Source organism: Cytobacillus sp. Hm23 (assembly GCF_051842895.1).
Classification (GTDB): domain Bacteria; phylum Bacillota; class Bacilli; order Bacillales; family SM2101; genus Nanhaiella.
This window is the reverse complement of record NZ_JBPXRQ010000013.1, coordinates 86,110-107,631: the sequence shown is the minus strand read 5'-3', so window position 1 is coordinate 107,631 and position 21,522 is coordinate 86,110. Positions and strand designations below refer to the sequence as shown.

General features: G+C 34.1%; 18 protein-coding genes and 1 pseudogene. 5 read left to right on the top strand and 14 right to left on the bottom strand.

What is annotated here, in order from left to right:
* Positions 1-114: 114 nt before the first annotated feature.
* The 4 genes from ACSVDA_RS10725 to ACSVDA_RS10710 all read right to left on the bottom strand — a co-directional run bounded on the left by ACSVDA_RS10725 (position 115) and on the right by ACSVDA_RS10710 (position 3,135).
* Entirely contained in the window at positions 115-270 is a 156-nt protein-coding gene (locus ACSVDA_RS10725) for a Spo0E family sporulation regulatory protein-aspartic acid phosphatase (RefSeq protein WP_485883078.1), read from the bottom strand.
* Between the two features lie 45 nt (positions 271-315).
* A complete protein-coding gene (locus tag ACSVDA_RS10720) occupies positions 316-516 on the bottom strand; it encodes a hypothetical protein (protein WP_485883076.1) in 201 nt (66 codons plus the stop codon).
* Between the two features lie 997 nt (positions 517-1,513).
* Positions 1,514-1,942 (bottom strand): DUF6326 family protein, encoded by a 429-nt coding sequence (locus tag ACSVDA_RS10715; RefSeq protein WP_485883075.1) that lies wholly within the window; start codon positions 1,940-1,942, stop codon positions 1,514-1,516.
* Positions 1,943-2,157: 215 nt separating this feature from the next.
* Positions 2,158-3,135, bottom strand: a complete 978-nt coding sequence (locus tag ACSVDA_RS10710) for an NAD(P)-dependent alcohol dehydrogenase (RefSeq protein WP_485883073.1) — start codon at positions 3,133-3,135, stop codon at positions 2,158-2,160.
* Between the two features lie 185 nt (positions 3,136-3,320).
* On the opposite strand from ACSVDA_RS10710, the gene ACSVDA_RS10705 reads away from it, so the two are divergent.
* Positions 3,321-3,920, top strand: a complete 600-nt coding sequence (locus tag ACSVDA_RS10705) for a TetR/AcrR family transcriptional regulator (protein ID WP_485883071.1) — start codon at positions 3,321-3,323, stop codon at positions 3,918-3,920.
* Positions 3,921-4,030: 110 nt separating this feature from the next.
* Here the strand turns inward: ACSVDA_RS10705 and ACSVDA_RS10700 are convergent, their stop codons facing one another.
* Entirely contained in the window at positions 4,031-4,342 is a 312-nt protein-coding gene (locus tag ACSVDA_RS10700; RefSeq protein WP_250886482.1) for a winged helix-turn-helix transcriptional regulator, read from the bottom strand.
* 590 nt (positions 4,343-4,932) lie between these two features.
* On the opposite strand from ACSVDA_RS10700, the gene ACSVDA_RS10695 reads away from it, so the two are divergent.
* Positions 4,933-5,937, top strand: coding sequence for an LLM class flavin-dependent oxidoreductase (locus ACSVDA_RS10695; RefSeq protein WP_485883069.1), 1,005 nt, complete (start codon positions 4,933-4,935; stop codon positions 5,935-5,937).
* A gap of 862 nt (positions 5,938-6,799) precedes the next feature.
* On the opposite strand, the pseudogene ACSVDA_RS10690 reads toward ACSVDA_RS10695, so the two are convergent.
* Positions 6,800-7,641: pseudogene (locus ACSVDA_RS10690) on the bottom strand (SDR family oxidoreductase).
* 237 nt (positions 7,642-7,878) lie between these two features.
* On the opposite strand from ACSVDA_RS10690, the gene ACSVDA_RS10685 reads away from it, so the two are divergent.
* A complete protein-coding gene (locus tag ACSVDA_RS10685) occupies positions 7,879-9,135 on the top strand; it encodes an MDR family MFS transporter (protein ID WP_485883067.1) in 1,257 nt (418 codons plus the stop codon).
* Between the two features lie 300 nt (positions 9,136-9,435).
* On the opposite strand, the gene ACSVDA_RS10680 is transcribed toward ACSVDA_RS10685, so the two are convergent.
* The 4 genes from ACSVDA_RS10680 to ACSVDA_RS10665 all read right to left on the bottom strand — a co-directional run bounded on the left by ACSVDA_RS10680 (position 9,436) and on the right by ACSVDA_RS10665 (position 15,675).
* Positions 9,436-13,020, bottom strand: a complete 3,585-nt coding sequence (locus ACSVDA_RS10680) for a chitobiase/beta-hexosaminidase C-terminal domain-containing protein (RefSeq protein ID WP_485883065.1) — start codon at positions 13,018-13,020, stop codon at positions 9,436-9,438.
* Between the two features lie 354 nt (positions 13,021-13,374).
* The gene (locus ACSVDA_RS10675; protein WP_485883063.1) at positions 13,375-14,070 is read right to left on the bottom strand and encodes a hypothetical protein; all 696 of its coding nucleotides are present in this window, start codon (positions 14,068-14,070) and stop codon (positions 13,375-13,377) included.
* A gap of 53 nt (positions 14,071-14,123) precedes the next feature.
* On the bottom strand, positions 14,124-14,852 hold the full coding sequence (locus ACSVDA_RS10670) for a hypothetical protein (protein WP_485883062.1): 729 nt from the start codon (positions 14,850-14,852) through the stop codon (positions 14,124-14,126).
* A 61-nt stretch (positions 14,853-14,913) separates the two neighbouring features.
* A complete protein-coding gene (locus ACSVDA_RS10665) occupies positions 14,914-15,675 on the bottom strand; it encodes an aminoglycoside adenylyltransferase domain-containing protein (protein ID WP_485883060.1) in 762 nt (253 codons plus the stop codon).
* A 264-nt stretch (positions 15,676-15,939) separates the two neighbouring features.
* Here ACSVDA_RS10665 and ACSVDA_RS10660 point away from each other — a divergent pair, with 264 nt between their 5' ends.
* A complete protein-coding gene (locus ACSVDA_RS10660; RefSeq protein WP_485883058.1) occupies positions 15,940-16,725 on the top strand; it encodes a nucleotidyltransferase domain-containing protein in 786 nt (261 codons plus the stop codon).
* Positions 16,726-16,906: 181 nt separating this feature from the next.
* On the opposite strand, the gene bluB is transcribed toward ACSVDA_RS10660, so the two are convergent.
* Both bluB and ACSVDA_RS10650 read right to left on the bottom strand, forming a co-directional pair.
* On the bottom strand, positions 16,907-17,569 hold the full coding sequence (gene bluB / locus ACSVDA_RS10655) for a 5,6-dimethylbenzimidazole synthase (protein ID WP_485883117.1): 663 nt from the start codon (positions 17,567-17,569) through the stop codon (positions 16,907-16,909).
* Positions 17,570-18,126: 557 nt separating this feature from the next.
* Entirely contained in the window at positions 18,127-18,348 is a 222-nt protein-coding gene (locus tag ACSVDA_RS10650) for a YdbC family protein (RefSeq protein ID WP_485883056.1), read from the bottom strand.
* 277 nt (positions 18,349-18,625) lie between these two features.
* On the opposite strand from ACSVDA_RS10650, the gene ACSVDA_RS10645 reads away from it, so the two are divergent.
* Positions 18,626-19,042 carry a hypothetical protein gene (locus tag ACSVDA_RS10645; protein WP_485883055.1) on the top strand — a complete coding sequence of 139 codons (417 nt, stop codon included), beginning with the start codon at positions 18,626-18,628 and terminating at the stop codon, positions 19,040-19,042.
* A 150-nt stretch (positions 19,043-19,192) separates the two neighbouring features.
* Here ACSVDA_RS10645 and ACSVDA_RS10640 read toward each other — a convergent pair whose 3' ends face one another.
* Together ACSVDA_RS10640 and ACSVDA_RS10635 are read right to left on the bottom strand one after the other, a co-directional pair.
* On the bottom strand, positions 19,193-19,519 hold the full coding sequence (locus ACSVDA_RS10640; protein WP_485883053.1) for a nucleoside triphosphate pyrophosphohydrolase: 327 nt from the start codon (positions 19,517-19,519) through the stop codon (positions 19,193-19,195).
* 166 nt (positions 19,520-19,685) lie between these two features.
* Positions 19,686-21,473, bottom strand: coding sequence for a S9 family peptidase (locus ACSVDA_RS10635; RefSeq protein WP_485883051.1), 1,788 nt, complete (start codon positions 21,471-21,473; stop codon positions 19,686-19,688).
* Between the last annotated feature and the right edge of the window lie 49 nt (positions 21,474-21,522).

Sequence of the window (21,522 nt, the reverse complement as noted above, 5' to 3'; positions counted from 1 at the left end):
TAATAATGAGGCTCAGAAAAAATCTCCCCTTACTGTCTACTTTTAGTAAAATGGCATCAAAGTTTACTAAAAGAGCATTTGTAAAAACAGAAAGTGCACATTCATAAATAAAAATTAACTCAACCTTTTATAGAAAATCAGATAATGATTAATCAATTGATCTAGCTCTTGACTACATCTAATGACTTTTTGGCTTGTAAGTCCCTCTCTTGTTGCAACTCTTGTCATTTCCTCTCTTTTTTGTTCAATGGTTCGTTGTAATTGATTCATTGTTAATACTCCTTTGCAGCACAATTTTATCAATCAAGATACACTTCAACCGTTTGTTTTAGAGGAGTTTCCCTCTTGGTTTATTAGCTTGAGCTTATTATCTAAAAATGACATTAAAAGGCTATTTAAAGCATTTATATTTTGTACTTCCTCAAGGAGTTTGATCAGTATTTCTCTTTCAATTTTTACAATTGATTCATAGTCTGATTTTCTAATAAGCTCTTTTAGTATATTGCTATATTCCATAACATCCCCCTTTATTTTTTTGTTTTCATGAAACAACACTACCATCGATCAATCCTTTTAAAATATATACGACTAACAATTATTCGTTGATTTACAATACTCTTTTAAACAATATAGTTGTTCTTTATCCTAAGAAAAATGGTGTACTTGTGGCATTTTTTACTTACATTGATGTTCGCTGTATGAACCACTTGCTATAATCCTTAGTAAAAACAGCAACATAAATCACAAGAGGAGCTAAATATATATATATCGCAGTTATAAGGAACGATCATAATAGCCATTGTTAACGTTGTCATTTTCAATGCCTATGTGATACTCGATGTTATTACCTATCTTGTTTTTACATATAAGTATTTTCCTTACTATTACATAATTTAAAATATTATTAAGAAATTACATTAGCCAAAATCATGCACTTAATATCATGACAAAACCTTACTATAGTTGGTGGCATGTATATGATATTTAGAAAGGCTTTTTTCTTGTTGCATTTCGTAATAAGAGCTAAACAGGTATATTACTAAGGCTCAGGGCACCTTTTCCTCTCTATAGTCTATATAAACAGATAATAGATAACAGTTACTCAAATGCAAGTGAAAAAAGTACTCAAACTCCAAAAGGGGACCATGGTGTAATGCCAACTTGCAGCAAACATAAATGGCTAGGCTAAGATGTGAAATTGTCCAATAGGATGATAACGTGGTTTGGTTGAATAGCTATTTGAATGATGTTTTCTTAATACAAATCTAGCACTAATATAATACTCCTTTCTAGTTTCGACATATTATAACAATCTTGTCTCACAAATATCTCACAAAAAATACAAAAGCTATTTATAATATTCATCCAAAAAACGCCTTCAATTATTAACAAAGGCGTCAAGTATGTTCGAATTATTTGGAACATAGATTGATTAATAAGAGTAGGATGAATTAATAATGATAGTGAAAGGATCGTAATGTGGTGATATTGTTAGAAGGTAAAATAAAGCAGATTACTTTGAAGGGTTAGGGTTAGGGTTAGGGTTAGGCCAACGCCATGTACACCATATGATTGCGATTAAAGCTATTATTTCCATAGTTAAAAAGAAAATATCATCTAAATCATTTATACCACCAAAGAAGATTAGCATAATCATTGTAATGAAACTAGCCATTATGTTTATTAAGCGATTAATTCTGTATTGCAATATTCGCGAGAGAATTACCATAGCAATAGGAATTTCTAACAGTATTCCAAATACCAATAAAAGCTCTTCGGTAATTAACGTTCCATTCACATTTCCCGTCATCATTTCCTGTAGAAGCCCAGGTCTAAATAATTCATGTATATCCCGAAAAACGACATTTAACAATACAAATATCCACAATGCTGAAAGTGTTGTTTTTCTATTAAGATCAATTATTTTTTTCTCTGTATGCAATCTCATTCTCCTTTCTTAAACGATCTTATTCTAAATGCTGTTATTGCATTTAGCATTCATGTTTTTATACTTAGAGTGACATGAAATAACTAACGATCGTAACATTCTTTCTGCTCAAAAGACTAATAAATTATCTAAAGCAAATCTAATTTCCAAGTATTAATTTTTGTGTATAAGTAGAACGATAATTTAATCACTTCACCCAGCAAGTATAGTTACTCTACAGTTATAATTACTTTCCCCCTAGCACGCCCGGTCTCAAGATACTTAAGCGCTTCAGCTGCTTCATTTAACGGGAAACATTTATCAATGACTGGTACAACTTTCTTAGATTCAAGTAGCTCCTTTAAATAAAGCAAATCTTCTTTGTTCGTATGAACCGTTCTCATCATACCGATAGTCTTCCTGCCTGTTCGAGAAACACGTCTTCCTTTGACGTTAATTTCAATTAAACGAACCATATTCGTAAATCCTGCTATAGCACAAGTTCCATTCGTTCTTAACGCCCTCTCTAAATCTGAAACAGAACGATTTCCTACAGCATCAAAAATGAGATCATATTCAATTCCGTTATTAGTAAAATCATCCTTTGTATAATCAATAACGTTATCTGCACCAATAGAGCGTACCAATTCCACATTTTTTGTGCTACATACCCCAGTTACCTCTGCCCCTATTGCTTTCGATATTTGTACTGCGAATGTCCCCAATCCTCCTGACGCACCATTAATCAACACTTTCTGCCCTGGTTGAATTTTCCCTTCGTTGCGTAAGCCTTGCAATGCAGTAAGGGCAGCGATTGGTACAGCAGCTGCTTCCTCAAAAGATATGTTAGCAGGCTTCATAACCAATGCACCTTCAGGGATTGATACATATTCTGCAAAACCTCCCAAGCCTGTTTCAAACTTCTCTCCAAATACTTCATCACCTATCTTAAAATGTGTTACATTGCTACCAACCTCAACGATCTTTCCTGCAATATCTGCACCAAGCTGCATGTTTTTAGGCTTAAAGAGACCATTTTCTATACGAGCTAAAAATGGCTTCGCTCTCATAAAACGCCAATCAAGTGGATTAGCAGCTGCTGCATTCACTTTTACAAGTACTTCCCCTTCCTTTGGAATCGGCTTTGCTACTTCTTTGTATTGAAGAACATCAGGTGACCCGTATTTAGTGAAAACAATAGCTTTCATTAGTTTCCTCCTTCATGTTATTCATTTTGTATAGAAAATTTTGGTTATTATTGAATTTTATTCATCTTTAGTGTATACTATACGGTGTAGTTTACATATAGTCAATACCTATTTTGCACTACACGGTGTAGTTTATGTAAAATTTTTTAGAAAGTGAGTATGAAGCGATGGATAACAAAAAAGTTTTGGAAACATCAAAAAAACGTCAAGCTATTATGGACGGGGCTATTAAAGCATTTGTAGTAGAAGGATACGAAAAGGCATCTATGGACCGTATTTCCCATCATGCAGGAGTTTCTAAACGTACAGTTTATAATCATTTTTCAAATAAAGACGATCTATTCCAAGCAGTGTTCAAAAGATTTTTATCTGAACAAGAATTATTAAAAAATATAAGCTATAGTCCTGATAAAACGATAGAAGAACAGCTTGAGCTCTTTGCTGATGCAGAACTTTTTCTAGTTAATGACCCTAATCGACTAGCATTGTGTAAAGTCCTTACTACTGTATTTATGCAAGATTATCAGCTACTTAAGGAAACAAAATCTAAATATGGTCCCCCTCACGATAATCTCGTAGCATGGTTAACATCAGCAGATGCAGATGGACGAATGAAAGTACCTGACCCATACATGGCTGCCCAAATTTTTCATGCCATGGTTGAAGGAGCTTTAACATGGCCTGCACTTTTCCAACCTTGTCAGAGTAATGAACAGTTTAAGCCTTTAAAGGATGAAATAATAAAAACTTTTTTAAGCAGATTTGGAAAGAAAACGTCATGCTAGTCTAGTTCCACAATCAAACTTTCATTAAATTAAATGTTAGTTGACTATTAACGCAAAATCTCTATCACTTATATTTAAGCGATAGAGATTTCTATTGTTATACTATACACTCAATGTGTCCACTTTTCTGCCCATCTTTCCAACGCTGTAATCGTTTCAGCTAAGTCTTTACCTTTTTCAGTCAACTCATATTCAATCCGTACTGGAGTTTCAGGATAGACATGCCTAACGACATAATTATCTTGCTCTAAATTTTTTAAGCGCTCCCCTAATACACGATGACTAATGTTATCAATGTCATCTGTCATCTCTTTAAAGCGCTTCGAACCTGACAATAACGAACGAATAATTAAAAGAGTCCATCGCTTTCCTAATAAATCACATGTGTGTTGGAAGTTTGCACATGACTTTGATTTTTCCAAACAATTCACCCCCAAAAAGTGCTTAATAAGTGGCAGTTTTTCCTTGATTTGTTTTTGCAAAAAATAATTGCGCACGTATACAACAAGATGTTTCCTCATCTTTTCTTCTATTTAACGCTGACAATCGCGTAAACCTGTAATTTGATATGATATTGTGAACACAGTAACAATGTTTTTGAAAGGCTGTTTTTCACCTTGATTGTTGTTTTTAGCACTAAGCAATTGCCTCGTATATAACTAGAGTACATGGCGTTTTTCTTCTGTAAAACGATGACAACCGTATAAGTAATAATGGCAGCAAAGTTTATTGAAAGAGCCTAATGAAAAGAGCTTTGTATTCACATATATTGTCCCTTTTTGTACAACACTAAAATATACATGTATGCCCATATAGAATTGTATATCTTTTCGTTTTTTAATCTCATGATACTATTCTTAATTTGTCATCATAACACGAAAGTTACAAGAAGGACTTATATATTTTGACAGATGTGTTATTTCATTATATCATAAAGAAATAGTTGGTTACATTAAGTAAGTAAATAATATAAAGTTACTATAATATTCTATTATGAAAGGAAATGAGATAAATGGTCCGATTAAGTGTGTTAGATCAATCACCCGTACCTGAAGGTGTGACACCAGTCGAGGCGATCAATCAAACAGTGAAGCTCGCTCAAACAACAGAAAAGTTAGGATATCATCGTTATTGGGTTGCTGAGCACCATAGTTCTACTAATCTTGTAAGTTCCACACCAGAAGTGCTTATATCACATATAGCTGCAAAAACATCAAAAATTCGTGTAGGTTCAGGTGGGGTCATGCTTCCACATTATAGCTCATATAAGGTAGCTGAAAATTTCCGTATGCTTGAAGCGCTTTACCCAAACCGCATAGATTTAGGAGTAGGTAGAGCTCCAGGTGGCCATTCACTTTCAACAATGGCCTTAACAGGAGGAGATACGAAGAAGTTCCATCAATATCCAAACCAAATCCAGGAATTAGTCGGTTATTTACACGAAGTTGAAGAATATAAGCTACACCCTGGGTTAATAGCAACACCTGAAATATCAACAGCACCTGAACTTTGGATGTTAGGTTCTAGTGGTGGTAGTGCTAAATTGGCAGCCGAATTAGGCGCTTCATATACATTTGCTCATTTTATTAATGGTAATGGTGGGCAAGGTGTCGTTCGTCAATATCAAGATAATTTTAAACGTTCTCCCGTGAATCAACAGCCTCATACAAGTGTTGCTGTCTTTGTCACTTGTGCTGAAACGAATGAAGAAGCAGAAAGCATAAACAAAAGTATTGATTTAGCAGCACTATTGTTAGAAAAGGGCGAGAGTAAACGTGGGGTTCCTAGTATTCAACAAGCGCAAGAATATAATTATACTGAGATGGATTACATGAGAATGAAAGAAAATCGTAAGAGAATGATCGTAGGTAACCCAATCCAAGTAAAAGAACAACTAGAATCATTAAAAGAATCTTACAATGCAGATGAAATAATGATTGTAACTATTACGCATGACTTTGATGCTCGAGTACGCTCCTATGAACTCATCGCTGATGCTTTTGGAAATACAAATTAACTTATAATGATACAACATTGACTATTGTCTTTAATAAAAGAATAAATATTTGCAATATAACTATTTACTACCTTCCAAATATATAATATACTGGATAATGATAGAAATACTAAGGAGGTCTACACATGATAAACGAAATAAATAAATCAACGAACTTAATAAATTGTAATAATCGGCCTCTATTGGATTCTATACTTTAATAAAACATATTTATGATGCATATAAAACCATAGAGAGCCTCTCTATGGTTTTTTTATGATGATAGAATAAATATGGCGCTTTATATTTTAGCTAACCATATTTTTCTACAATAGTGTTAAATACTTTTTTGCGCCTCTCTTTTATCATTTTTTTGAGGTGCTTCACTAAGTATTTATATAAATTTAAAAGACCATAACGGTCTTTTTTTTATTTTATTTAGGAAGGTGATGGTTAAGATGAAAAAGCATATCAATCGATTAAGTAGGTTAATAATATTCCGGTTTTATTAACAAGGCTCATTTTTCGTAAAAGCAAAAAATACCCATTATTAACGTATAACTAAAAACAGATTTCAAATTGAGAGGTGAACTTGTATGCACAATCCAGATTTTCTAAAAAACCTATCCCTTTGGCATTTCTATGACTTAATGCGGGAATGGCGAAGAAAAAAACAAGTAAGTAAGGATTAATAATAACTACATTGAAGATACAACCTTTATAGAATAAAAGAATAATCCGATAGGGTCAGACTTACCAAATCTATTATTTCGAAAAGAGCTGATAGTCTCTTTTACGATTTTAGGGGGTCTGACCCCTTAATCCTTTTTAATAATCATTCTTATAATCTTAGCGACAAACTTACGAATGGATTTCTATCATTCTACTTATATAATAACCGTAAAATAATCTTTTCCCATATGTTCCATGGTATTAAACGCTTCATGAACACGTTCATTTTTACACCTTTACCAATTTTATAACGAAGCTTTGGATGGTGTTTATTTGCTACAGATACAATCATCTTTGCCACATCTAAAGGATTCCCCAAGTTTTTTTCTTCCTTTGCTAGCTTTCTTCAATTTTTGCTAAATGTGTTGCATAAGGAGACCCCTCACTTCCCAGCCCTGTAGAATTGGATCTTCCCACCTTCCACACATTTGTAGCATATGAACCAGGTTCAATCAATACAATATCAATTCCGAATGGCTTACATTCTATGCGTAGCGACTCACTATAGCCTTCTACTGCATACTTCGAGGATACGTAAGCAGATATAGAAGGAAACCCTATCAAACCAGAAACACTACTCATATTAATAATCCGACCGCTTCTCTGTTTCCTCATTATAGGTAGAATTGCCTGAGTCATTGCCATCAAGCCAAATACATTCGTTTCAAATTGCTTACGGTACTCATCAATCGTTACTTCCTCAGCAAAGCCTCCCACTGCAAAGCCTGCATTATTGACGAGTAAATCTACACTGTTATACTTTGAGCATTTTTCTACTAACTTATTAATAGATTCTTGACTCGTTACATCAACATATTCTATATCTACTTGTTCGAGTAAGTTGTGACTATTTAATTCCTGTTCAAGTTGTGCTGATTTTGTAAGGTCCCTCATAGTTGCGACCACATGAAAACCGGCCTTTGCTAGCTCGATAACCGTTACATAACCAAACCCGCTTGAAGATCCAGTAACGATAGCTGTCTTGTTAATCATCACTTTCCAACCTTTCTTTGTATGATAAATACATAACACTCATATGTTAGATTACTGTTTTATCCATAATTTCACTTTGTAAATTATTGTTTTTTTGATATAGAAAATATGACATTATTAATATATGGGTAATTTTTCATATAATAACTACCAGAATTTATTTTCTGTATATATTACAATATACCCTTTTTATCACTTGTCGAACAAAGGATAATTATTGGGAAGGAGGAAAATCTAATGTTGAAAGAGTTACATCCCAATATTCGTATTAGAATATATACGTCGTTTTTGAGTCGCGTGATCGCTTCAATGATTTTCCCATTTATGGCAATCTATTATACGAGAGAGTTAAACGCTACTTATGCAGGATTTTTTATATTAACTCAAGTCGTTATCCAATTTTTCTCTAGTTTATATGGAGGCTATTTTGCTGATACAATTGGTAGAAAAAAAATGATGGTCATTGGTGAATGGATGAAGGTATTCGCCTTTCTAGGTATGATCACAGTAAATTCCCCCATTTTAACATCACCTTGGGCTACATTTTTAATGGTCATTATTATGGGTGTGGCTTCAGGGCTTATAAATCCAGCAGCTGAAGCAATGCTAATCGATGTAAGTACGAAAGAAACCCGTACTTTAATGTATTCAATCAACTACTGGGCTGTCAATTTATCAATTATGCTCGGATTACTGGTTGGAGGTTGGCTTTTTAAAACTCATTTTTTCGAGCTACTAATCATATTATTTTTCATCTCTATCATCACTTTAACGATGACAATCACTCTTATTAAAGAAACATATACTTCAATAAAAACAGTGGAAGCGTTGAAACCGTACGGAATAAAACCACTACTACTAAGCTATCAAACTGTGATAAAAGATATTCCATTTGTCTTATTTACCATTGGTGGGATCGCAATATTATCACTTGAGCACCAAAGAAATAATTTTATAGCAGTAAGATTAGAAGATGAAATTATCCCAACAGTTGTGTCTCTATTTGGAAATATACAGTTTTCCTTAGATGGAATAAAACTCTTAAGTTTATTATTCGTGGGGAATACGTTAATCATCGTATTGTTTACTTCATTTGTTTCAAAATTAATAAAAAATAAAGCAGAACAGCCAATAATGTATACCGGGTGCCTACTATTTGGTGCTGGTTATGCGATTTTGGCCTTTTCAAACGATTTTTTATTGTTGTTTATTGCAATTATTATTTTGTCCATCGGTGAACTATTGTTTGTTCCAACTAGACAATCGATTCTAGCAGACATTGTAGATGACACTCGTCGTGGTGCTTATATGGCATTTAATGGATTTGTTTTTCAAATTGGCAAAATGTTCGGGGCACTCGGTATCATTGTTGGACAACAAATCGGTGGAATTGGAATGAGCTTTCTATACATATTATTTGCTTTTATCGGAATAGCATTTGCGAGATTAGGAGTTGTTAGAAGTCATGAAACAACGAATGAACATGCTTCATAAACAGCAGATTAATGCTCGTAATCTTTATTATATTGTCTTATAGTTGTAGAACAATAAAATGTCTCGTACGATGGATCTTGTTCCTCAAAAAAATGTTAAAAAAGGCTGTTTTCACATTGATTGTTCCTTTTCGTTCTTAAATTTAAGTACGTATGCATCTTTTATGGCATCTTTTCTACTTTTATAATTATTGAGCTCTTATAAAACACGTACTGTCCATTATTTGAATTTTACGAAAAGAGCCTTACAAAAAGAGGATGACACATGGTCATCCTCTTTACAGTTATATTATTTATCTAACTACTGCTTTTTTAAAATTTTCTCTAATTCATTTTCTACTTTATCTACATACTTAGAGAACTTGGACATATCATGTTTATTTACTTCTGTTACCATTTTAGCTAAGTCACGCTCAATATGATCAGCAGATGTTTCAACATGTTTCACTGTCTTTTTATCTGTAACATCAGCTAAAATAACATCAATAATTGTAGCCTTCACATCAGTTGCACTAACTTCCTCAGCTAGGACTAGTTCAGCTAAAATTGGAGCTAACGCTTCAGCAGATAAGCTGCCATCTTTAAAGTCTACAATTAAGTTATTTAATTCTTCAATTGGATCAACAGCAAATCCAATTTGAACTAATACTGGGTCATGGTCACTCGCTGCACCTGACGCTTCTGTAAAGTCTGTATTAATGTTAACAATGTCTACTTCAGTATTAGCTGCTACATTGTTTGATACTAAAATGTGGTCTAACACTTGTGAGTTACCTTCATAAATATATGTGTAGCGTTCTTCCTTAGGTAACTCTTCAATCATGTTTGTTAATACGTCACCTTCTAGCGCACGTAATGGAGCTGAGAATTCAAAATCGTTCATGTCTCCAAGTACTACAAAGTTTGCATCTGGATTTACTGCTAATGCACCATCAATGAAGTCGTTTAATACTTGTGATTTGTCAACACGACTAGGCTCGCTACCTAAAACAACAGGCTGTTCACTACCATATAACGCTCCGTCACCACGTTTTGAATTTAAGTGATTCGCTATAACAACGACTCTTTCACCGTTGAACTCAAATTCAGCTGCAAGTGATTTACGAGAGTTACTAAATGCTTCATTTGTAGGGTCGATGCGTCCAGGGTTCATTGTTAAGCCATTTTCATCGTATCCTACAGCAGTTGTTGCATCACCAGCTGGTTTATCAACTAGACTTACGCGGTCTGGGTTATAAATATACCCTACACGGATGTTACCACCTGGTTGTCCACCATCCATCTTGTCTTCTGGTGCGATATCTGTGTACTTATAAGTCGGTCCACCAGCTGCTTCAATTGCTGCAATTAACGCTTCATACGTTAAACTAGCGTCAGTTGTACCGCTATCAGTTGGTCCATCATTATCTTGTACTTCTATTAATCCAACAATGTCAGGAGTTTTTAAGTTTTCAATAATTGAATGAGCAATTTTGTCAATTTTCTCTTGATCAGTTTCAGCAGAGAAGTTTTCGACATTGTATGAAGCTACTGTTAATTTATCTTCTGCTTTTTCAATGTTCGTAATTTCTCTTTCTAATCCACCGTCAATTACTTCTGGTAGATCTTCAGTTAGTACTAGCTTAAAGTTACTGTAATCATAGCTTAGAACACCAGTTATTGATCCAGCAAATTGATCACCTGTTTTAAGGTCCATATCTTTGCCAAGCTTCACTAACAAACGCTCTGGATTGAAGTCTTCCGGTGAAATGATTACACCACCAGCTTCAGAACGATATGAGTCAACTGCACTGTCTACTACAACTGGAACTTCTTCGTATTTAGGATGTCCAACAACTGTCGCACCGTCTAATACGATACGCATTCCTTCTAAGCTTTCGTAGAAATCAATGCCATCTTCTTCAGGATCAAATTCAGCAAATGCATCATTATCAATCACCTTAGTCGGTTGAATACGGTCATCTCCGATTACAACAGGTGCTGGTAATGGTTGATTAGATGCTTCAACAGTTACTGTAGATCCTTTAATTTCTGTCGTTAATAAATCTTTTGCGTCATCGTAACCACGCGGTTTAAACTCTTCAACCTCACCTGTAACAGATACAAGGTCGCCGACTTTCACACCAGAATTTTTGAAGTAGACATAGATTCCTTCTGATGTACGAATGTCGTCATCAGCTTCTACTGATTCCATGAAGAAACCATTTGAGCCATCTAAGTGTGTAACGATACCTTTTACATTTTTAACAATTTCTCCATCATATAATGAAACATGTCCTACACCTTGAATATCGTGAATATCAAGGGAGTCAAGCGGTAAAATTGCTTGGTAATCGAACATAGCAACATCACTTGTTTCACCGTCTTTGACAACAATTGCTTTAATAGTTACATCTTCTGTAACTTCAATAGCCTCATTATATACTTCACTTGCAGTTGATGGATCTGTGCCGTCTACTGTATAGTAAATGACTCCATCTTCTACTAAAGTTGTTAATTCAACTGTTGAGCCTATTTCGATTGTGCCAGATGCTGGGTTAGCAAATACAGAGAATGTATCTTCAACTACATCAATTGCAGATCGTGGTGTAAGCTTATATTCACTAAAATTATAATCAATTACTCCAGTGATATAATCATACGTTTTACCTACTTCTAGTAGACTACGATCTTGTGGGCGTAGTTTAAACTCACCGTTTACATCTACACCAGTGAAGTTTCCATTACTATCTACTTCTGTAATTGTTACATTTTCAACTTTTACTAATTCAGCTTCAACAGCTTCGCCTGTAGTGCTAGTTAAATCAGCTGACGATATGAATTGTGGTGCTGGTACACCTTCATTATTGACGATTACGTCAATAGCATCTACTTCTAATTGAGCCATATCATAATATTGATTCATTGTACCTTCTGCTGAAATACGGTCACCAATATTCGCCGCAATATCACCACGAACGACGATTCCAGCTGAATCATCTTGTACGAAAAGATTTGTTTTTCCACCTGTTACAAATGAAGCAGTGACAACTCCTTCAATTTTCGCTTCACTACCTACTTCAAGTGCGCGTGTATCTGCGATAGATTGCACTTCAAGTGGTGCTTTTACAGTATATGAGAATGAAGCAACGTTACTTGCATCCAATCCTTCTTTTACTGCTATTGCTTGAATCGTTACATCTTCGTTGATTGCGATTGGTGCATCATATAATGTGCTTTCTTCCGTTGGTAATGTACCATCAGTTGTAAAATAAATGTCTGCACCATCAGTTGAAGTTGACAATGTAACTTCTGTTCCAGCGTCTACTTCCCCTGAGCTAACAGAAGCCTTAACTTTTGAAGCTTGTGTAACTTCTCCATCAAAGCTTGTCCAAGTAATGTTATCAATAACAATTTGTTTGCCAGTTACATTTACTAACTGAATTTCCACCTCTTCAGCAATATTTAACTCTTCTACTGAAAAAGTATGAATATCAGTGTCATCAAATGCTTCTGATAATCCTTTTGATTCACCATTTATAAATAACTCTACTTGTCGGTTACCAATTCCAGTAAAACCTTTCTTTAGATCTACTGAAAAAGAACTAATACCGTCTGGAATTGGGCTAGAAATAATACTACTATTGTCGCTTGAACGACGTAACATTAATCCCTTACCATCAATTGGATAATCACCTTCATCACGTGAAGCAACATATGACCAAGTCACCCCATCGTTTCCAACAAATGAGTCTGTTCCATAACTTCCTGTTGCATTAGAGTTGTCAAACGTTTCAACAAAGGTTTCTGCTGCAAACGATTGACTCACAAGTCCAACATTAAATAAGTTGAACACTAATAAAGCCACCAATACGAAGCTTGTTCGTTTTCTAGTAAGCTTAGACACTTGCATTCTCCTCTCTTAACTATGTTCTATTGGATGCGTTTACATTGGGAGCAAAAAAATAAAGTTACAGAAGTCTGATGTATGACTTCTTACATTTGCTCCTATTTCATTATAACAGGATTTATGTAGGTATTGAGTATTGTTTTAAATGTAAATCTTGGGATTCATAAAGAACAAAAATTCTAAATCATCCTTCTTTTTTTGCAAGACTATTTTCGTATTGGTTATTGTTTAACTTGAGCAAACGCTCCAGGATTTGCTAGTAAAGCTTGTAATCGAAGTCTTTTATATACTTCTGTATGTGAAGCAATCAAAAGTTTTACTTCCATAACGATCATCTTCGTGACAAGATTGTTAGTTAAATTCTTTAATTTCATTTTCGTTTAATCTGAAAAGATATTCAAAATCTATATTCTCCGTTGAGAAGCGATGTCTATTTATAGATTTTTGTAATGCTGTCTCCTTATGATTTACATCGTATAATATATATCCAATCAGCATATATCTATTAAAATAATAAAATTGCCCTAACAATGTATTGCTATTTTTGGCAGACTCTATTTCTTTCTCACCTTCTATGAAGGTCGACCATTCAATAGGTATCGACATTGCACCATAAGGTTCTTCCAATATAGAAACATTTTGCTTCAATAAAATACTTGGTCTGTAATAATGATGTACCGCTTCTGTAACACTATAGCTTCGCTTCTTTGTTAAATAAAAGTCAATGTAAGCGACTTGTTCACCTGGGTCAATGTTCCATACAATATAATATGAATGAGGGTCTTTTTTATTAGCTTGCCACATGATTGGTCCACCCTCAGTATCAATGCTAACCATACTCCATTGACACTTCTTCCATACCCAATAGCTTGTACCATATATATCATTTTCAGAAATAAAAGGTACAAATACATTCTTTTCATTTAAATAAAGCTTATCTTGAATTTTACTAACTTTTCCTTCAGGAAAAAGGTTGTTCATTTCAACAATCAATTGTTCATTTGTTGGGAAATCAGTTGGTTTTGTAAAGTAAACCGTATTAAACAATAACAAATGAAGTGATAATCGCAACTACAGAAATAACAATCTTAAATCTTTTGTTAGTCATTTATTTTTTCTCCCCTCTCAAAAATCGATTTTGTAGAGTGGAAGTACAATTGTTTTTCAGGAGTCGATATGAGAAGTCCTTTCCCATTTTCTTCAATATAAATCATCGTTAACAGTCCACTTCCCCATTGGGGCTTAGTATCCAAAAGTAAGTACGGAAATCTTTCTTTCCTGTCATTTTGTTCAACTCTTAAATAACGACTTTCATACCATTCTCCATCAGGATCTTGTTCTAGTGTATATGATGGAATTTGTTCAATTAACATAGCTTTATTTAATATATTAGCCGGTGCAGACATATGTGTATTTATCATATGAGTATCTTCTACATTAGAAATATATGTCGATAGCTCATCACTTGGATACAACAAATGATAAATAGGGACTGTTAATAGCGTAGTAAAAATGAAGATGTAATTCGCTAGAAACCCTGTCCAAGCGAAAGCTCGATAATTTTTCCACTTATCTATTTTTCTTCGATAAACTAGAAGTAGTATCCACACGCCAATAGGTAAGATGGCTATTTTTACTTGCGTATTGAATATATTCCAATTGATTGCTAGAGAGAACATCCCAACTAGAAGTATGACAATAATTTTCCATATGCTTATCTTTTCCTTTTTTTTAGATAATTTCAAGCAAATATAAGCAATTACTCCCCATGAAATGAGTGTTGAAATAAGCATAGGAACATTCCTATCAAAATCAAACGTAAATGTCACTAAATCACGCTCCTTAAAGGTACTTTTCGAAAATGTGTATATTTCTTAGTAAGGAAGTACCCTACTTAATAGGCATGATGTGTTTTCTTATCTCATGTAACATATAATCCGCAAAGCTTAATAAGCTTTCGTCTGTAATATTCATTTTTCCTAATTGACCTATATACACTTTTACAGCATCATCAACTATTTTTCGATATTGTTGAGGCAAGTTTTCCTGACCCCAATTCCCACCTTCAAGTTTTGAACAAATAACACCTTCTGTTACATAAAAAAGTACCCGGCACAAGTTTAAAGTGAAATAGACTGCATCATTCACAATTTCATTTTTGGCATTTTTAATATCGTACCAAATAGCATCAATATAAATATCTCTTGGTACTTCTGTAAAAACTTCTTCAATTTCTTTTCCATATAAACACTTACCTCTATGAAAAATAATAGTCAAATGGGCTGCTAATTCAGGGTCTGTATAGCCTCCGCATATATAATTATTGTCTGATAAGTACCTTTCCTTATGAAAATTCGAATAGTGCAACTCAAACGGTGTTGGATGTACGATTTCATGTGCAAATCTCTCGAGAATGACACTCATTTCCACTCCTTTAGGTGGAACATTTTCTAAATGAATAATGGTATGAATGAGTTCTTTTTTTGTAGCAAAATCGATTGGTTTTTTTACGACAACAACAAAATCTATATCACTGGAATCGTTATAGCAGTTCATCGCTAGTGAACCATGTAAATATATACCTACTAGATTATTATCTAATATACGCTTATATGTATCTATGATTTGATTTAATAGTTTAAAGGGCTCCATTTCATACCTCGTCTTATTTTTTGATGTTATGTAAAGGCTGTTTTCGCATTAATTGTTGCTTCACGTACTAAGAGTCAAAAACGTACACAACTAGAGTTCGTGGCATCTTTCCTTCTGTACAACAATGACTAGCCATGTAAAACCACTATTTTTGGTACTAATTGGATAACAATAGCAACAAAGTTTACTAAAAGAGCCTATATAAATTACCAGTTTATATTATATAATTAATTGCAATAATAGAATATACTTCGGAGGAATATTATGGATGATATTAACAATACCAGGAGTATTACTTATAGTGCAGGAACAAGTAGTGAACTTGATAAAGCTTTAGCTAGTAGACTAAGTCCTATCGAAGCTGCAAGAAAATTTATACACTGTCATTTTCCAATTTGTCATGCAGCTATACTCGCAGGAAGTGTCATAAGAGGTGAGGCGACAGAGACATCTGACCTTGATATCGTTATTTTTGACAAAAATATTGATCGATCGTATCGAGAATCACTCATTTATTTAGATTGGCCTATCGAGGTTTTTGTTCATAATTTATCTTCCTATAAGGAATTTTTTGATAGTGATTATAAAAGGGCAAGACCAACTTTACAAAGAATGATTTCCGAAGGGATTGTTATAAAAGACTCTGACATCATAGGTCGAATCAAACAAGAGGCTAATGAAATATTAAGCAAAGGGCCAGAACAGTGGTCCGAAGAGACGATCATTATGAAACGATATTTCATTACTGATGCCCTAGATGATTTTATTGGCTCCTCTAATAGGTTCGAAGCTATCTTTATTGCCAATACGTTGGCTGAATTGGTCCACGAATTTGTACTAAGAACGAATAGGCAATGGATCGGTACGTCCAAATGGATGGTTCGCTCTTTAAATCATTTTGATAAATCGTTTACGAAGGACTATGTCGAAGCGTTTGATTTATTCTATCAAACGAATAATAAAGAAAAAGTCATTGCATTGGTAGAAAGCGTGTTACTTCCCTTTGGAGGACGTCTATTTAGTGGATTTTCTGTAGGTAAAAATAAATAAGAGTTTGCCCTTACTATTTATTCGGATCTTTCATCTATAATTCATATTGAACAAGTGCTGTTCCGCTTGCTCACACGTAGCAGCAAGCGGTTTGTTTACATATACATCTATTATTCCGTATTGAGAACTGAGCATAGTACATTACACAATATCAATTTTTGGTTGACTCCAATCCGAAGTACTAAACTTCTTCATGCAACTCCCCTTTAACTCCCCATGCTTCATAGTATACTAACTTTTGTAGATCTTGACGCTTTTCCCAGTTATGGATTTCTAGCAAAGGAGCTTTAGGGTAATGATCTGTATAACCAAGTGATAGAAGTGCAACTGGGTCAATATGAGGTGGAATATTTAGTATATCTCTAACATCATTCTTTTTGTAAAAACTTACCCAGCCTAGTGCAATTCCTTCGACACAAGAGGCTAACCACATATTTTGGATGGCACATGAAACCGACATAATATCCGTTTCAGGTATCGAATTTCTCCCGAGTACATGTGAACCACCGCGTGTAGGGTCACATGTAACACAAATCGTTAGTGGCGCTTGCTTTAAACCTTCAACTTTTAAATCTAAAAAGTTGTTTTTCTTCTCCCCTTCATAATGAATGGCCAATGCTTTACGTTCCTTATCCGCCGCCCAAGCTAACTGTTCTTTCACTTCATCTGTAGTTATTAAAATGAAATTCCATGGCTGCATAAATCCAACTGATGGACCGCTATGCCCTGCCTGAAGAATTCGTTGAATAGCATCTACAGGTAATGGATCAGATAAAAAGGATCGAATATCTCTTCTTCTGCCGATGACCTTGTAAACGGCATCTCGTTCTTCATTAGAGAACATCACATCACCTTCAATCAAAATATTGTTTGTATACTGCAATTATAGCATGTATAGGTTTAGTTATAGTTTATGATAGGACACCTTAAATGTTATTCATGTTTTCCTAAAAAGCGTAAAATAAACAGGCTGTTATCGCATTAAATGTTTCTTGTCATACTAATAATTATAAATCAAGCGTTGAGTATCTTTTCAAACGTAGAAAAGCCACTTTATAATAGTTACAAGAGATCCATTCGCAAAATAATATTTGCTAAATTTAATATCCTCATCTCCATTATTAAATACGGAATGATTCCTTAATATTCAGTTATGTGACGATATGTCGCATAACTAAGAGGCTGACACAAAAGTCAGCCTCAAGAAATTTCAACACATTGCTCTGTAAGAACTTATGTACAATTGAAGCTCTTAACGTGAACAGGCTGATAGAAATAAAAGAATGTAATCTCTTCTTCGTTCTTATAGCAGTAATCGATATCATGTAAACAACCGCTACATGGAAAATAATATTAACGATAGATTACTTTCAATTTGAATAAATAAAAAAACAATATGACTTACAGCTCCATCGTATTTAACATGTCTCTGAGCTTAATCAATTCATCTTTCGTAACTGTGATACCTTTACCCATTTTTTCGCCATCAGGAGACCACTCTCTAATATCAAATTTCGGCTCTCTATCGTTCCAGCTAATACTTCTAAGCTCTTTTGTCCAACCTTTCGCTGACTCAGAAAGAACTCCAAATTTATCTATTACTTCATATTTTATATTTGCCATATGATCACCCCATTGTTGTATAGTTTGTTTTCTATAATAAAATAAAATTACAATGACAACAACCCAATGCATCTTCTCAAATAGGAATACATCCTCCCTATCTCCCATGTATACAATCAATTCGATTATAATCTTTATTTTCAACATGGGGTATATAGTAAAAACTTTTTAAAAAGAGATAAGAATATTAATATCTAATAAGTTAACGGAAAATTTAACACAATCACATCACCCATTTAATGTAAAATACAGATATGAAGTATGAGGGGGATTATTAGTGAAAAAGCTTTTATCACTATTTACACTTGTTTTTTTAGTAGGATGCAATTCAGGTTTAACTTTTTCAGAAACAACTATGAACCATGTTGATAAAGATGTTAGGAGATTTTTCGAATCGGTGGAGAGCAAAAATGGAGTTCATCTTTTTTTTGATGGCGAAAAAACACTTTATGTGCTTTTAAATGGAAAAAATGTAATACAAGGAGATCAAGCTACTTACTATACGGATTTTAATGTAGAAGCTACTGATGATACAATAAACGTTCGGTTTAACAAAGATGAAACTGACGATTATACTAATAAGACCTTAAATAATCATGTATTGTATAAGTTAAAAAAGGATAAGGATTATGAATACATTCGGTTTTTTAGTAATGGCCAAGAAATACCTATCGATGTAGTATCAGGTAACTAATTATGTTCTTCTATTCTAGGCTACTAAGAAGTCTTTGAAAGATAAGCAAATGATGTTAACCTGACATATGTTTACCCCTTTCTAATTATAAGATGGGGTAAACATAGCTGTTCGCTCTACAAGTTTTGAAATCAAGTTGTTTTACTTTTCTTAATGATCCTCTACATCAATGAGAAACACTTTATCTTTAAAGCCACCTCTATTTTGGTTCTTTAAATCTCGCCTTTCCTCAACTTTTTCAATGGTTACATGATGAACTTCTGCTAATGCATGTATGAGTTCAAGTACGTCAGCTAACTCTTCTACAGCAGATTCATGATCTTTAGCATCAAGATATTCCTGCACTTCTTCTATTAGTTTTTTCTTCAATTCTTCCGTATATTCTTCATCTGATAAGTGTTTAATTCGATAATTCCTTCCTGATTCTTCAATAATTTTAGGAATGTAATCACGAACGAGTTTGTTATACAAGGGCATAAAGACTCTCCTTTGAACAATTGATCTTTTCTTAATTGTGATTTGCTGAACAATATATATAAAAGGGAACAAAGCTAAAGGTGAAAAAACTATTATACACATTCAAAAGGAGCCTCAAAAAGTCAAGTATTGACTAATTTGAAAGCCCCATAGTTATTTACTCACATTACATATATTTTTCAAGGAATGCTGACACAGTTCTATACACTTTTAACTCATTCTCCAGTTTTGAAAATCCATGTCCCTCGTCTTCTAACACCATATATTCAACATCTCGACCTTTTTCTTGTAGTGCAGCTACGATTTGATCTGATTCTGCTTTTACAACACGTGGGTCGTTTGCTCCTTGAATAACAAGCATTGGTTTGGTCATGCTATCTAAATATGTAATCGGAGAATACTCAATTAACTTTTCTTTGTCTCTTTCCGGGTTTCCAACCCATTGATCCATGATTGGTTTCCAAAACTCAGGTACAGAATTAATAAACGAAAACAAATCACTAGGACCAAAAATATCCACTACAGCCTTAAAATATTCCGGATGTCTTCCATGGAGCAATAACGACATGTAGCCACCATAGCTTCCACCTATTAGGAAAATCTTATCTCGATCTGCATAGCCATTTTTAATTAGGTATTCTAACCCTTCAATATTATCAAGGCGTGGACCATGTCCCCAATCACCTTCAACCATTTTTGTAAACTTTAATCCATATCCAGTAGAACCTCGGAAATTAGGTGCAAAAATACTAAACCCTTCACTAATTAAATATTGAAACACACCTCTAAAGAATTTACGTTCACCATACTGAGGTCCACCGTGTGGCCAAAAAATAACATGACCATTGCTATTTGTAGCTTTTGCTTTAAAGAAGAGTGCTTCTATCTCGAGTCCATCAAACGACTCATACTTAATTACTTCCGGATCGACTAACTGTTTCTCATCTACACCGAGCACACGATTGTTTGTTAGCTGCTTCCATGTATGTGAGTTACTTTCTTTTTTATAAATATTTGCTGGCTTCGTAGCAGAAGTGCCTAATAAATATAAATGACCACTTTCTGTAACAGTTAACTTTTGAACCTCTCCTACTGGACTCTCAACCTCTTCTAATTGCTTCGAATCTATTTCGTATCGATATAGAAGATCTTCAACACCCTTTTCGCTAACAGCGTATAGTTGTTTATGTTGTTTATCATATTTAATCATTTTGAAGCCTGCACCAGGTACTGAAACTAGTTTGTTAAACTCTTTAGTTTCAATATTAAATTTAGCAATATATGAAAAATCCTCACCATAATCTGTTATGAGAAAAATCTCTGTCTCTGAAACATATACAGCATCTGTTACAGTGTGCTGCTCATTCGTTTCTGGTGTTAAGGAAATTAACTCCTCATTTACTTTTACATAGGATAGCTTGTGAGTGTTAGAGAAAAGCTTACTAATAATAAAGCTCTCTTCACTAGGACTAATATCTAGTAAAAATGTAGCCGCGCCTTCCCCATCATGAACGACTTGTTCTTCCCCTGAATCGAGGTGATAGCAATAACTCTTTAGGAAAGTCGGTTCATCTTTTGAAGATGTATAGTATAAACGTTTGCCATCATCTGATAAAATCGGTGAAATGTGACGATTGCCTTCTGAGGTTCTAACTGGCTGTAATTCGCCACCATGTGGAGGAATCATATAGATTTGAGCATTTTCGTCCCCTTCATGATCAAATGCTGCGATTACAAATTTTCCACTCTTGTCATACTGAAGCCCATGGCAGCTTTGATCATTAAATGTAAGTGGATATGGAAATTCATTTGGTAAATCCATTGCCCACAAATTAAACTTTCCACTAATATTCGTACTAAAAATAAGTTGATTTTCATCACTACTTACAACAAAATCTTGTATTTTATATGCTCGTAAAAATTGTTCTACATCTGGTTTTTTAAATGTTTCCACTCCATCTTCCCCCTAATTAGTAGATTTCATTTAGGCTGTTTTCACAATA